Source organism: Prauserella cavernicola (assembly GCF_016595675.1).
Lineage (GTDB): Bacteria > Actinomycetota > Actinomycetes > Mycobacteriales > Pseudonocardiaceae > Prauserella_A > Prauserella_A cavernicola.
On record NZ_JAENJH010000002.1, the window covers coordinates 94,355 to 107,340 of the forward strand.

Genomic DNA, 12,986 nt, shown 5'->3' on the forward strand with positions numbered 1-12,986 from the left:
TTTCCTGTTCAGCGTGTGCTCTCCCCACGCACCTGCCGTGGCGCGGGGGCCTTCCGGCCGCCCGGAGAGGGCGCCCGTCAGATCTTGGAGACCTGGTTGAACGACAGCTCGACCGGAGTCTCCCGGCCGAAGATCGACACCAGGACCTTCAGCTTCTGCGCGTCCGCGTTGACCTCGCTGATCGTCGCGGGCAGCGTCGCGAACGGGCCGTCCATGACGGTGACCGACTCGCCGACCTCGAAATCGACCTCGACCGACCGGCCGGCCGCGGGCGCCTCGGCCGCAGCGGCCTCGCCCTTGCCCGCCTTCGCGGGAGCGGCCTTCTCGACCTGCGGCGCGAGGAACTTCAGTACGTCGTCCAGGGTAAGCGGCGACGGACGGGACGTGGCGCCGACGAAGCCAGTGACGCCAGGGGTGTTGCGCACCGCGCTCCACGAGGCATCGTTGAGCTCCATCCGGACCAGGATGTAGCCGGGCAGTACCTTGCGCTGCACCTGCTTGCGCTGGCCGTTCTTGATCTCGGTGACCTCTTCGGTCGGAACCTCGATCTGGAAGATGAAGTCCTCGACGTCCAGCGTCTGCCGCCGGGTCTCGAGGTTGTTCTTGACCTTGTTCTCGTAGCCGGCGTATGAGTGCACGACGTACCAGTCGCCGGGCAGCGTCCTGAGCTCGTTGCGGAGCTTGGTCACCGGGTCCACGTCGTCGGCGTCATCGGCCGCGTCCGCCTCAGCGGGCTCGTCGGCCTGCTCGGCGACCGCGGGGTCGGCGGCGTCGTCGTCCTCACCGGCGGCGTCGGCCTCCGTGGCCTCGGCGGCCTCGACCGGCGTCGCGTCGGCCTCGGTGGTAGCCGAGTCCGCGTCACCGGCGGCCGCGAGCACCTGCTCGTCGGAAAGGCCGGTCAGATCCTGACCGGCTCCTGAGCCGTTCTCGGAGGTCACTTTCCGTCCTCTCAGTTGATCGCGTGTGGTGGGCGCGGGCATCGGCTTACGGCCCGGGACCACCTGCAGGGGCCTGGTGGGCCGCTCAGCCGCCGAATACGAAGTCCACGCCCTTGAGGAAGACGAAGTCCAGTCCGTACACCAGCGCAATCATGAAGGCCACGAACACCAGCACCACGGAGGTGTAGGTGACCATCTGCTTGCGCGTGGGCCAGATGACCTTGCGCAGCTCGGCCCAGACCTCGCGGACGAACCGAATCAGCCGCGTGAAGATCGAACCGCGCTTGCCTTCCTTGCGCTCGCGCTTCGGCGTCGGCCGGTCCTTGCCTGCGGGCTTGTCCGACGCCTTGCCCTTGGGAGCGGGGCGCTTCTTCGCGTCGGCGCCCTTCCCGGACCCCGTTTCGGAGTCGGACCCGGAGCCCGTGCCGTCAGGGCGCGCGGAGGCGCGGCGCTCACGCCGAGCCGCGGCGGTGACCGGACGGGACGGACGCTTCGACGTCCGGTCCTTGTCCTTCTCCCCGTCCTCGCTCACGAGCTACTACCTCCGCTCCACCTGACACGTCAACGCAGGGGTGACAGGACTTGAACCTGCAACCTGCGGTTTTGGAGACCGCTGCTCTGCCATTTGAGCTACACCCCTTCGAGCGGGCAACCGCTCGCCTGGACGCACTCCACCCACCCCGCTGCTCTCGCAGGGCCGAGTGTCGGGCGTTCCAAGTTCGGAAGTCTACGGCAAGGCCCGAAGCGCCTCGCAACCGCGCCCGGTTGTCGGCTGTGGGGCGGCTGTCCACCTGCTCAGACGAGCGTGGAAAATGTCAGCATGGCCACACCCGAAAGTACCGTCACCAGCCCTCGTTCCCGCGTGTCAGCACGGATCGCGGGCATCACGCCGTCCGCGACGCTCGCCGTCGACGCGAAGGCGAAGGCGCTGAAGGCGGAGGGCCGCCCGGTGATCGGCTTCGGCGCCGGCCAGCCCGACTTCCCCACCCCCGACTACATCGTCGAGGCCGCCGCCGCCGCGGTGCACGAGCGCGCCAACCACGGCTACACGGCCGCGGGCGGGCTGCCCGAGCTCCGCGAGGCACTCGCCGCGAAGACGTTGCGCGACTCCGACTTCGCCTGCGACCCCTCGCAGATCCTCGTCACCAACGGCGGCAAGCAGGCGGTGTACTCCGCGTTCGCCACGCTGCTCGACCCGGGCGACGAGGTGCTGCTGCTCGCGCCGTACTGGACGACCTACCCCGAGTCGATCACGCTCGCCGGCGGCGTTCCCGTGCAGGTCACCGCCGACGAGTCGACCGGATATCGCGTCACCGTCGAGCAGCTCGAGGCCGCCCGCACCGAGCGCACCAAGGTGCTGCTGTTCAACTCGCCGTCCAACCCGACCGGCGCCGTCTACCCGCGCGACGAGGTCGAGGCGATCGGCCGCTGGGCGCTCGAGCACGGCATCTGGGTCGTCACCGACGAGATCTACGAGCACCTGGTCTACGACGGCGCCACCGCGGCCTCGATGCCCGCCGTGGTGCCCGAGCTGGCCGACCAGACGCTGATCCTCAACGGCGTCGCCAAGACCTACTCGATGACGGGCTGGCGCGTCGGCTGGATCATCGGCCCGCAGGACGTGATCAAGGCGGCGTCGAGCTTCCAGTCACACCTGTGCGGCAACGTCGCCAACGTGTCGCAGCGCGCCGCACTCGCCGCGGTCGCGGGCCCGCTCGACGCGGTCCACCAAATGCGGGAGGCCTTCGACGTCCGGCGCAAGCGGATCGTCTCGCTGCTCTCGGCCATCGAGGGCGTCGAGTGCCCGACCCCGGAGGGCGCGTTCTACGCGTACCCGTCGGTGAAGGCATTGCTGGGCAAGGAGATCCGCGGCCAGCGTCCCGAGAACACGGTGGAGCTCGCCGACCTGATCCTGCGTGAGGTCGAGGTCGCGGTCGTGCCCGGCGAGGCGTTCGGCACGCCCGGCTACTTCCGGTTCTCCTACGCGCTCGCCGAGTCGGACCTGGTCGAGGGCGTCAACCGGGTCGCCTCGCTCCTCGCCGAAGCGAAGTAAGGCCATCGTGCGGAAGGCTCTGGCGATCGCGGCACTCTCCGCGGTCGCCGGAGCCTGCGCTCCCGGCGCCGACGCCGACGACACGTCGCTGCCCATTCCCGCCCCGCAGCGCTACGTCGCGCTCGGGGACTCCTACGTGTCCGGCCCCGGCACCGGTGAACCCGCCGGGGTGCCCACCGGATGTCTGCGCTCGGACAACAACTACCCGCGCCTCGTCGCCGCCGAGCTGAGCGTGGCGACACTCAGCGACGTCAGCTGCGGCGGCGCGCGCACCGAGCACATGACCGAGCCGCAGCCAACGCCGCAGGGCGACAATCCCCCTCAGTTCGACGCGCTGACGCCGCAGACCACGCTCGTGACACTCGGGATCGGCGGCAACGACGTCAACTTCATCGAGCTCACCGCCACGTGCCCCGAGGAGGACGTCTGCCTCGACACCGGCGCTCCCGGCGTCCCGGAATGGCTCGCGTCGGTGATCGCGGAGGCAGGCGCCCGCGTGGGCACCGTGCTCAGTGAGATCTCCCAGCGGGCGCCCCACGCCGAGGTGGTGCTCGTCGGCTACCCGACGATCCTGCCCGAGGACGGCGCCGAGTGCGCCGGACTGCTGCCGCACTCGGCGGACGAGATCGACTCGCTGCGCCACGCGCTCGACGCCCTCAACACGATGCTGTCCCAGCAGGCGAAGGCCCACGACGTGACCTACGTCGACACGGTCGCCGCCACGGAGGGCCACGGCGTGTGCGCGCCGGAGGACGAGCGCTGGATCGAGGGCCTCGAGTCGGTGACCGGCGCACACCCGCTGCACCCGACGGCGCGCGGCGAACGCGCGCTGGCCGACGCGGTGCTGGACGCGCTCAGCTGACGCGCACCACGCACTGCGCCTTGCCGAGCACGGTCTTGCCGTCGAACTTCGCCGTGATGTCGACGCGGGCGGTGCCGTCGTCGCGGACCTGGGCGACCTTGCCGGTGAGCTCGACGTGCGCGCCCTCGGCGTCGTCCGGCACCACGACGGGGCGGGTGAACCGCACCCCGTACTCGAGGATGCGGCCCGGGTCGCCGAGCCAGTCGCTGACCAGGCGGCTGCCCAGCGCCATCGTGAGCATTCCGTGCGCGATCACGTCCGGCAGGCCGACGCTCTTCGCGAAGCGCTCGTTCCAGTGGATCGGGTTGAAGTCCAGCGAGGCTCCCGCGTAGCGCACCAGCTGGTCCCTGGTGACGTGCACGGACAGGCCCGGCAGCTCGTCTCCGACGTTCATGCTCATTCCCCCCTGACCACGAGCTGGGCGTGCGTGGTGCAGACCTGCTCACCGTCGGTCGTCTCGACGTCGGCGCGCACGCTGAGGAAGTCGTTGCCGGCGCGCACGAAGATGTCCTCGATCCGGGTCGTGAGGCGCAGCAGGTCGCCCGCCCTCACCGGTCGGTGGTGGGTGAACCGCTGGTCGCCGTGGACCATCCGCGAGTAGTCGAGGCCGAGCTCGGGGTCGGCGACGATCGAGTTGATCGCGGCGAGGTTGATGACCGTGAGGAACGTCGGCGGCGCGATGACGTCCGCATAGCCTGCCGCCTCGGCGGCGGCGGTGTCGCGGTAGAGGGGGCTGTCGTCGCCGATCGCGTCGGCGAACTCGGCGATCTTCTCCCGGCTCACCTCGTAAGTACTGGTGGGCGGGTAGGTCCGGCCGATGAAGGAGGGGTCGAGGGGCACGCAAGCAGAGTAGTCGGGGGTCGCGCGAGCCTCTATCGGCCCTCGCGACCCCCGACTGTTCTCCAGCGTCAGTTCAGCGTCACACCGTAGGCGGAGAGCGCCTCGGTGACGGGCTGGAAGAACGAGCTCCCGCCGCCCATGCCGGAGGTGATGCCGAGGCCGACGTCGCCCGCGAACATGCAGCCACCGGAGTCACCGGAGTTGACCGCGGCCGAGGTCTGAACCAGCTCGTTGACAGCACCCTCGGGGTAGTTGACGGTCACGTCGACCGCCTGCACCGTGCCGCAGGTCAGGTTGGTCGTGGAGCCGCTCTTGCAGATCTCCTGGCCCACGGTCGCGTCGGCGGCCGAGTTGATCGCCTGCGTGGAGCCGTCCCAGAGGGTGACCTCACCGGGCGCGCTGCCGGTGGTGTTCTGGATCAGGCCGTAGTCGTTCTCGGGGAAGCTGGCCTCCACCGAAGGGCCGACGTTCCACTCGGCGACGGCACCGGTGCAGTGCCCGGCGTCGACGATGAAGTCCTGACCGTCCTTGTTGGCGTTGAAGCCGGCGGAGCAGCGGCTGCCGCCGCCCGTGATGGCCTCGCCGTTGTAGATGGCCGCGCTCATGCCGCCCGCGACCTCGTCGACGCGCACGACGTCACCGAGCCCCTTGGCCGCCGAGACGAGCTTCGCGGCGGCCGCGTCGTCGGCTTCGTCGGCCACCGTGAGCACCAGCTGGTTGCTCGCGGGGTCGAGACCGAGTGAGGTGTGGGTGACGGTGGGCAGCGCGTCGAGCGTGGAGCGGGCCTGCTGCAGCTGCGCCGCCGAGTGCTCGACGAGCTTCGCGGTGACCCCGGCCTGCTCGGCCTTGGCCGCTGCCGCCTGGCTCGTCACGGCGACGACGGGCCCGCCCTGAGCGTCCAGGTAGCTGCCTGCCAGGTCGGCACCGAGGGTGCCGGTGACCTGGCTCAGCGTCTGCGCGCTGGTCTGCTGCACCTCGAGAAGCCGCTGCGCGGCGACGTCGGTGATGCCCTGTTCGGAGGTGATCGAGGTGACCGCCGCGTCGGCGACGTCGCTCGAGTAGCCCTCGACACTCGTTGCGGACGCCATGGAAGGTGTCAGGAAACCCAGCGCGAGAGCGCCGGCTGCCACGGTGGTCACGGTTCTGAACTTCGTGTTCATTCGCCAACTCACTTTCAGCAGGGATGTCACTCGTTAGAGTGACCGTGCTCACGAGTTGGCCGGTAGCGCCTTTCGTTGGGTTCTTTCCAACAAAAAAAGCCGCCCCCGGATCGGGAGCGGCTTTCTGGGTGAAGCTCAGCGAGTTTCCTTGTGGTTGCGGTGCGTTCCGCAGTTCGGGCAGAACTTCTTCATCTCCAAGCGGTCCGGGTCGTTGCGCCGGTTCTTCTTGGTGATGTAGTTGCGGTGCTTGCACTCCTCGCACGCCAGCGTGATCTTCGGTCGCACGTCGGTGGCAGCCACTTCGGCTCCTTCAGGTGTCTCGGGTCCCCACCGGTTCGGGGGGTCCGGGGGGCGGAAGCCCCTCCGGGTGGGGGTCTGGGGGTTGCAACCCCCAATGTACTGGCGGAGCCGTCCTGGTCTGCGCTCGGCAAACGCGGTCGACCCACTGGCGTAGCGGTGGCCGGACTTGAACCGGCGACACAGCGATTATGAGCCGCTTGCTCTACCGACTGAGCTACACCGCCTCACACGATCCAAGCCGCGAATACTTGCGCATCGCGGCCCAGACCTTCGAGCCCCTTTACGGAATCGAACCGTAGACCTTCTCCTTACCATGGAGACGCTCTGCCGACTGAGCTAAAGGGGCGTGCTCAACGAGCCTCGAAAAGAGTACCTGAGGCTACGAAAGGCGCCGAACGCGGGGGCCCGTAACGAAAGAACCTCAGGTCAGCAGGGTCAGAACGATCTCGGACTGGTGCCCCAGCGAGCGGGCCGTCCGTGCTTGCAGCCACGCCTCCAGCCGCTCCTCGGACAGCGGCCGCGAGATGAGATAGCCCTGCGCCACGTCGCAGCCCATGGCCTCCAGCTGATCGCGGGCCACGTCCTCCTCGACGCCCTCGGCGACCACCGTGAGCCCCAGCGAGTGGCCCAGCTCGACGATCGAGCGCACCACGGCGAGGTCGCCGAGGTCGGTGCCCATGCCGAGCACGAAGCTCTTGTCGATCTTGACCTGGTCGACGGGCAGCTGCCGCAAGTAGGCCAGCGACGAGTAGCCGGTGCCGAAGTCGTCCACCGCGAGCACGATGCCGAGGCCGTGCAGCTGACGCAGGATCGGCAGGGCTCGCTGTGGGTCGGCCATCACGCCGGACTCCGTCAGCTCGAACGTCAGCAGCTCCGCGGGAACCCCGAACCGTTCGAGCGCGGCGGAGACCTTGGCGGGGAAGTCCTCGTCGGCGAGGTTGCGCACCGACAGGTTCACGGCCACCGAGATCCGCATGCCCTCGTCGAGCCAGCGGCGCACGCGGTCGAGCGCCTTGTCGAGCACGAAGGACGTCAGCACGCCCACGAGACCCGCCGCCTCGACGGCGGGCACGAACTCGTCGGGGTCGACCCTGCCGAACTCGGGGTGCTGCCAGCGCACGAGCGCCTCGACGCCGAGCACGTGTTTGCTCGGCAACGAGACCTTCGGCTGGTAGTGGACGCTGACCTGGCCCTCCTCCAGCGCCTGGCGGAACTGGGTGACCATCTGGAACCGGCGCAGGAAGATCTGGCCCATGCTCGGCACGTAGCCGCGCACCTCCTCGCCGCCGCGCGTGGCCCGCACGGCCATGTCGGCGCGCTGCAGGAGCGTGTCGACGTCGACGAGGTGGCCGTTCTCCTCCGAGCTCGTGGAGGCGTAGCCGACCATGACGTTGGCCTCGACCGTGAGCCGGTCCACCGGGTAGGGCGCGGAGAGCTCCTCGCGCAGGCGCTCGGCGATGCGGTGGGCCTCCTCGGGCAGGCAGCCGACGAGCAGCGCCGCGAACGACGCGCCCTCGAGCCTGGCGAGCGAGACCTCGGGGCCGAGCACGTCGCGGATGCGGCGGCCCGCGGCCATCACCATCCGGTCGGCCCAGGCGTAGCCCAGCGCGTCGCTGACGGTGGAGAAGACGTCGAGATCGACCCGCAGCACCACGGACTGCACGCGCTCGCGCAGCGGCTCACGGGCCACCTGCCGGAAGCCGGGCCGGTTGAGCAGGCCGGTGAGCGGGTCGTGGTAGGCGTCGTGGCGCAGCGTGGCGAGCAGCCTGCGGTTGTCGAGCGCGGTCGCCAGGTGGCTGGCCATCGTGCCGAGCAACTGGACGTCGTACTTGCCGAATCCGCGCCAGCGCGAGAGCCGGTCGTGCGCCTCGACCACGCCGAGCAGCTGGTTGGCGCTGCGCAGCGGGACCACGAGCGACTCCTGCGCGCCGCGGTCGAGCAGCGCGGCCCTGACCTCGGGGTTGGCCTCGGTGATCCGGAAGTGGCGCACGTGGGCGCCCGGCAGTCGTAGCAGCGGGTCGTCGGGACGGACGAAGTCGACGGGCAGCTGCTCGCCCGCGACGACCGAGCGCATCGGCTCGTCGGGTTCGAGCCGCAGCCGCAGCACGACCCTGCCGGCCGCGAGCTGGTCCTTGATCCGCTCGGCGATGGTGGACCACTCACCGAGGTCGACGTCCTTGCCGAGCTCGTCGGCGAGGCTCGCGGGGCGAGCGGCCGCCTGCTGACCGGAGCGGGCGACCATGAGGCTGACGTCGGACAGTGCCTCCATGTCGCGCTGCTCGCGGAGCAGGTCGGAGTACGCCCAGTACAACGCGGCAAGGCCGAGGCTCACGGCGAGCACGATCGGCCAGGCCTCGGGCGTCTTGGAGATGACCAGATAACCGGTGAGGCCGACGGAGGCGTTGACGAAGCCGACGACGAGGATGCGGCCCGCGAGCCGCAGGGCGGTGCCGACGCGCATGCGGCGGCGCAGCACCCGCACGGCGGCCATCGCGAGCAGCGTGCTGGCCAGCGGCGCGGTGAGCGTTCCGGCGAGCGCCGCGAGCCACGGCATGTCGTCGCCACCACCGAGTGCCTGCTTGACCAGACCTGCCACGGCGAACGCGCTGGTGACCTCGAAGATGAAGGCGCCGGCGTTGTAGAGCACTCTGCCGGTGACCTTGCGCGCCAGCAGGGTGGTCACCCCTGCGAAGACGTGTGCGGCGAGCACCACTTCGAACGGCGCGACGAAGAAGCCGATGACGAGCGGGATCTCGGTGAACGAGATGGTCCAGGAGATGCCGCTGCGCACGTCCACGTTGACGCCGAGCTGCTCGGCTCCGAGGAAGGCCAGCGCGAGCAGCGGTCCGATCCACCACAGGTGGACCGAACCCTCGAAGGGCAGCCAGATCGACACCGCGGCGGCCGCGAGCAAACTCAGCGGCAGAACGGCTACTGTGTAGTAACGAAACCTGCGTTCGTCGTCGCGAGCCTCCGTGGAGGCGGGACCCGCGGAGCGGGAGGCAGGTTCTTCGGCTGCAGCCGTGCTGGATCCGGCGGACTCGTCGCGCGCGTCCGGCATGCAACCTCCCTTTCGTCCCGTGTGCCGGCGGGGGGCCAGCTCGCGAACGAGGCATTACTGTACCCCGGAGGGCGTATCAAGAGCGCCCTCCGAACTCCATGAGATCAGCTCAGGGTTAACGACTCACCAACGCGGTGATGCGCTGGCCTCGGCGAGGGTGAGTCCACCGGGATCATGGTCGCCCCCAGTAGTCGCATCCCTGAGTGACATACCTCATATCACGTCAGGTTGGATGGCGCCATGGAGATCGATGCCATCGCGACCGCACACGCGAAGCGGCTCAGCGTCGCCGACGCGCTGTTGCCGACACCACCGAACTGGGATGCCGCGGCGGGCACCGAACTGAGCGTGCGCGATGGGGTCGCGCTCGCCACCCGCTCCCGGGTCGACGCCGGCTCACCCGAGGCGCTCTGGCGGCCGCTCACCGAGTACCGGCTGAACGTCCGTCTCGGCGGTGCCGACCCCGGCGCCGCGTTCGGTGCCCTGCTGACCGAATGGGACCAGCTGCTGGAGGAGTCCGAGGCCAGCGACTGGGACAGCGCCGCCGTGGTGACCAGGCCCAGCCGCGACACCGTCGGCACGAGCGAGCTGCTGCGCAGGGGGTTCGCGCCGACGCGCGTGCTCGCCGTGCGGCCCGCCGACCGGCTGGCGGGCGGCCCGCCCGAGGTGCCCGGCGTGCGCATCCGGCACGCCGAGCCCTCGGAGCTGAACACGCTGGTGCGCCTGCAACTGGAGCTGCGGAACTACGACGAGCAGTTCGGTGTGCTGACCCGGCGCACCGACGAGGAGCGCGCGCTCACCTCGGCCACCCGGGAGCTGCTCGCCGACGCGGACTCGGCGCTGCCGTCGCTGTGGATCGCGGAGCTCTACGGCAAGCCGCTGGGCTTCGTGCAGGTGGAGGTACCGCCCGCGGCGGGCTGGGCGGACAGCTACGTCGCCGCGGGCAGCGCCGGCTATCTGGCCTCGATGCACGTGGCGGAGGAGGCCCGCAGCTCCGGCGTCGGTTCCGCGCTCGCGGCCCACGCGCACCAGCTGTTCGACGAGGCCGGGATGCAGGCCGTGCTGCTGCACCACACGTTGGCCAACCCTCGGTCGACGCCGTTCTGGTACGCGCAGGGTTATCGTCCGCTGTGGACGTCCTGGTACCGACGGCCTGCGGTGCAAGGTTGATCGGGCGTTGATCGGGCGTTGATCGGGCGCTGATCGCTCGCGGCGAACACGGCAGGGGAATCTCTGCCCGCTCCACAAAGTTGAGTCAGATGTACTCAACAAGTTGGGAGCGTATTGATGACCCAGACACAGCTCCTCCCTGTACTCCCCCTCGACGACGACGTGGTGTTGCCGGGCATGGTCGTGCCCTTCGACCTCGCCGAGCAGGACACGCGCAACGCCGTCGAGTCGGCTCAGGAGAGGGCGCCGGGCGTCGCGTCGCTGCCCGGCATCAGGTCCACCGGCACCGGCAAGGCCCAGGTGCTGATCGTGCCCAGGATCGACGGCGAGCTCGCCGAGATCGGCACGGTCGCGACGGTCGAGCGCATCGGCCGGGTTCCCGGCGGCTCCACGGCCGCGCTGGTGCGCGGCACGCGCCGGGCGCTCGTCGGCGCTCAGGCCGACGGCCCCGGCGCCGGTCAGTGGGTGCACGCCGAACAAGCCGCCGAGCTGCCGACCGACGAGCACACCACCGAGCTGGCGGCGGAGTTCAAGTCCGTCGTCGTCTCCCTGCTGCAGCAGCGGGGAGTGTGGCAGATGCTCGACGCCGTCCAGCAGCTCGACGACCCGTCCGCGATCGCGGACCTCGCGGGCAACGCGCCGTACCTGGCCACGGAGCAGAAGCTGGAGCTGCTGCGCACGCTCGACGTCACCGCGAGGCTCGAACAGGCGCTGGAGAGCGGCAAGGCATACCTGGCCGAGCTGAAGGTGACCGACACCATCCGCAAGGACGTCGAGCAGGACGTGGAGAAGACGCAGAAGGAGTTCCTGCTGCGTCGCCAGCTCGACGCGATCCGCAAGGAGCTCGGCGAGCTCGACGGCAGCGCCGAGGACGACGACTACCGCGCCAGGGTGGAGTCCGCCGACCTGCCCGAGCACGTCCGCAAGGCCGCGCTCGCCGAGGTCGACAAGCTGGAGCGCACGTCGGAGCAGTCGCCGGAGGCCGGCTGGATCCGCACGTGGCTCGACACGGTGCTCGACATCCCGTGGCACAGCAGGACCACCGACGTGCACGACATCGCGGGCGCGCGGGCGGTGCTCGACGCAGACCACGCTGGGCTCGACGACGTGAAGGAACGGATCATCGAGTACCTGGCCGTGCGGCAGCGGCGGGCGGAGGCGAACGCCGAGTCCACCGTGGGTGGCAGGCACGGCGGGGCCGTGCTGGCGCTCGCGGGACCTCCCGGGGTCGGTAAGACCTCGCTCGGCGAGAGCGTCGCCAAGGCGATGGGGCGCGAGTTCGTCCGCGTCGCGCTGGGCGGCATCCGCGACGAGGCCGAGATCAGGGGCCACCGGCGCACCTACGTCGGCGCGCTGCCCGGCCGGATCGTGCGCGCGATCAAGGAGGCCGGGTCGATGAACCCGGTGGTGCTGCTCGACGAGGTGGACAAGGTCGGCGCCGACTACCGGGGCGACCCGACGGCCGCGCTGCTGGAGGTGCTCGACCCCGAGCAGAACCACACGTTCCGCGACCACTACCTCGAGGTGGAGCTGGACCTCTCCGACGTGGTCTTCCTGGCCACGGCCAACGCACTGGAGACGATCCCGGGGCCGCTGCTGGACCGCATGGAGCTGGTGACCCTCGACGGCTACACCGAGCACGAGAAGGTGACCATCGGGCGCGACCACCTGCTCCCCCGCGAGCTGGAGCGCGCGGGCCTCGGCGGCGAGGACGTGGCGTTCACCGACACCGCGCTGAGCCGGATCGCCGCGGAGTACACGCGCGAGGCGGGCGTGCGGAACCTGAACCGCACGCTGGCGAAGGTGCTGCGCAAGGTGGCGACCAAGGTGGCGCTGGACGAGGTCACGCTGCCGCTGACGATCGGCGAGGCCGAGCTCGAGGGCTACCTCGGGCGGCCGAGGCACGTGCCGGAGTCGTCGCTGCCGGCCGGTGAGCAGCGCACGGCGATCCCCGGCGTCGCGACCGGGCTCGCGGTGACGGGCGCGGGCGGTGACGTGCTCTACGTCGAGGCGTCGCTGGCCGACGCGGAGACCGGCGGCACGGGGCTGACGCTGACGGGTCAGCTCGGTGACGTCATGAAGGAGTCGGCGCGGATCGCCCTGTCGTACCTGCGCTCGCGGGGCGCCGAACTGGAGCTGCCGGTCGGCGACCTCAAGGAGCGGGGCGTGCACGTCCACGTGCCGGCGGGCGCGGTGCCGAAGGACGGGCCCTCGGCAGGCGTGACGATGACGACCGCGCTGGCGTCGCTGCTGTCGGGCAGGCTGGTCCGGTCGGACGTGGCGATGACCGGTGAGGTGTCGCTGACGGGCCGGGTGCTGCCGATCGGCGGGGTGAAGCAGAAGCTGCTCGCCGCGCACCGGGCGGGCATCACGACCGTGGTGATCCCGCAGCGCAACGAGCCGGACCTGGACGACGTGCCCGGCGAGATCCTCGCCCAGCTCGACGTCCACCCGGTGAGCAGCGTCCGCGAGGTACTGGAGCTGGCCTTGGAGCCGGCGACGGCCCCGCTGGCGAGCGCGGCCTGATCCGGGCTCCCCGAGATGCAGTGAAGGGCACCTTCCCCGCGTTGAACGCGGGGAAGGTGCCCTTCACTGCGGTGGA

11 protein-coding genes and 3 tRNA genes are annotated in these 12,986 nt (G+C 70.3%); 4 read left to right on the forward strand and 10 right to left on the reverse strand.

Going from position 1 to position 12,986, the window contains the following annotated elements; genetic code table 11:
- Positions 1 to 77 precede the first annotated feature (77 nt).
- From nusG to JHE00_RS07000, 3 genes are all read right to left on the reverse strand, one after another.
- On the reverse strand, positions 78 to 938 hold the full coding sequence (gene nusG, locus JHE00_RS06990) for a transcription termination/antitermination protein NusG (RefSeq protein WP_200316050.1): 861 nt from the start codon (positions 936 to 938) through the stop codon (positions 78 to 80).
- Positions 939 to 1,023: 85 nt separating this feature from the next.
- Positions 1,024 to 1,470, reverse strand: a complete 447-nt coding sequence (gene secE / locus JHE00_RS06995) for a preprotein translocase subunit SecE (protein WP_200316052.1) — start codon at positions 1,468 to 1,470, stop codon at positions 1,024 to 1,026.
- Between the two features lie 35 nt (positions 1,471 to 1,505).
- Positions 1,506 to 1,578: transfer RNA gene (locus JHE00_RS07000), tRNA-Trp, on the reverse strand.
- Positions 1,579 to 1,758: 180 nt separating this feature from the next.
- Between JHE00_RS07000 and JHE00_RS07005 the strand changes: the two genes are divergently transcribed.
- Positions 1,759 to 2,991 carry a pyridoxal phosphate-dependent aminotransferase gene (locus JHE00_RS07005; RefSeq protein ID WP_200316054.1) on the forward strand — a complete coding sequence of 411 codons (1,233 nt, stop codon included), beginning with the start codon at positions 1,759 to 1,761 and terminating at the stop codon, positions 2,989 to 2,991.
- Positions 2,992 to 2,998: 7 nt separating this feature from the next.
- Positions 2,999 to 3,853, forward strand: coding sequence for an SGNH/GDSL hydrolase family protein (locus JHE00_RS07010; protein WP_307831847.1), 855 nt, complete (start codon positions 2,999 to 3,001; stop codon positions 3,851 to 3,853).
- Here JHE00_RS07010 and JHE00_RS07015 read toward each other — a convergent pair.
- The 7 genes from JHE00_RS07015 to JHE00_RS07045 all read right to left on the reverse strand — a co-directional run bounded on the left by JHE00_RS07015 (position 3,846) and on the right by JHE00_RS07045 (position 9,214).
- Positions 3,846 to 4,247, reverse strand: coding sequence for a MaoC family dehydratase (locus JHE00_RS07015; RefSeq protein ID WP_200316056.1), 402 nt, complete (start codon positions 4,245 to 4,247; stop codon positions 3,846 to 3,848). The genes JHE00_RS07010 and JHE00_RS07015 overlap by 8 nt on opposite strands.
- Positions 4,248 to 4,249: 2 nt before the next feature.
- A complete protein-coding gene (locus JHE00_RS07020; protein ID WP_200316058.1) occupies positions 4,250 to 4,693 on the reverse strand; it encodes an FAS1-like dehydratase domain-containing protein in 444 nt (147 codons plus the stop codon).
- A 68-nt stretch (positions 4,694 to 4,761) separates the two neighbouring features.
- The gene (locus JHE00_RS07025) at positions 4,762 to 5,853 is read right to left on the reverse strand and encodes a S1 family peptidase (RefSeq protein WP_200316060.1); all 1,092 of its coding nucleotides are present in this window, start codon (positions 5,851 to 5,853) and stop codon (positions 4,762 to 4,764) included.
- A 135-nt stretch (positions 5,854 to 5,988) separates the two neighbouring features.
- Complete coding sequence (rpmG, locus tag JHE00_RS07030) at positions 5,989 to 6,153, reverse strand: 50S ribosomal protein L33 (RefSeq protein ID WP_200316062.1); 165 nt, start codon at positions 6,151 to 6,153, stop codon at positions 5,989 to 5,991.
- 151 nt (positions 6,154 to 6,304) lie between these two features.
- A tRNA-Met gene (locus JHE00_RS07035) sits at positions 6,305 to 6,377 on the reverse strand.
- 49 nt (positions 6,378 to 6,426) lie between these two features.
- A tRNA-Thr gene (locus JHE00_RS07040) sits at positions 6,427 to 6,499 on the reverse strand.
- A gap of 75 nt (positions 6,500 to 6,574) precedes the next feature.
- The gene (locus tag JHE00_RS07045; protein ID WP_200316063.1) at positions 6,575 to 9,214 is read right to left on the reverse strand and encodes a putative bifunctional diguanylate cyclase/phosphodiesterase; all 2,640 of its coding nucleotides are present in this window, start codon (positions 9,212 to 9,214) and stop codon (positions 6,575 to 6,577) included.
- A 240-nt stretch (positions 9,215 to 9,454) separates the two neighbouring features.
- On the opposite strand from JHE00_RS07045, the gene JHE00_RS07050 reads away from it, so the two are divergent.
- Positions 9,455 to 10,384, forward strand: a complete 930-nt coding sequence (locus tag JHE00_RS07050) for a GNAT family N-acetyltransferase (protein WP_200316064.1) — start codon at positions 9,455 to 9,457, stop codon at positions 10,382 to 10,384.
- 117 nt (positions 10,385 to 10,501) lie between these two features.
- Complete coding sequence (gene lon, locus JHE00_RS07055) at positions 10,502 to 12,910, forward strand: endopeptidase La (RefSeq protein WP_200316065.1); 2,409 nt, start codon at positions 10,502 to 10,504, stop codon at positions 12,908 to 12,910.
- Positions 12,911 to 12,986 lie beyond the last annotated feature (76 nt).

Excerpts from the sequence above, each read along its gene's own strand:
- JHE00_RS07025 (WP_200316060.1), bottom strand. The coding sequence starts at position 5,853 with ATGAACACGAAGTTCAGAACCGTGACCACCGTGGCAGCCGGCGCTCTC.
- JHE00_RS07050 (WP_200316064.1), top strand. The coding sequence starts at position 9,455 with ATGGAGATCGATGCCATCGCGACCGCACACGCGAAGCGGCTCAGCGTC.
- lon (WP_200316065.1), top strand. The coding sequence starts at position 10,502 with ATGACCCAGACACAGCTCCTCCCTGTACTCCCCCTCGACGACGACGTG.
- JHE00_RS07045 (WP_200316063.1), bottom strand. The coding sequence starts at position 9,214 with ATGCCGGACGCGCGCGACGAGTCCGCCGGATCCAGCACGGCTGCAGCC.
- JHE00_RS07015 (WP_200316056.1), bottom strand. The coding sequence starts at position 4,247 with ATGAACGTCGGAGACGAGCTGCCGGGCCTGTCCGTGCACGTCACCAGG.
- JHE00_RS07005 (WP_200316054.1), top strand. The coding sequence starts at position 1,759 with ATGGCCACACCCGAAAGTACCGTCACCAGCCCTCGTTCCCGCGTGTCA.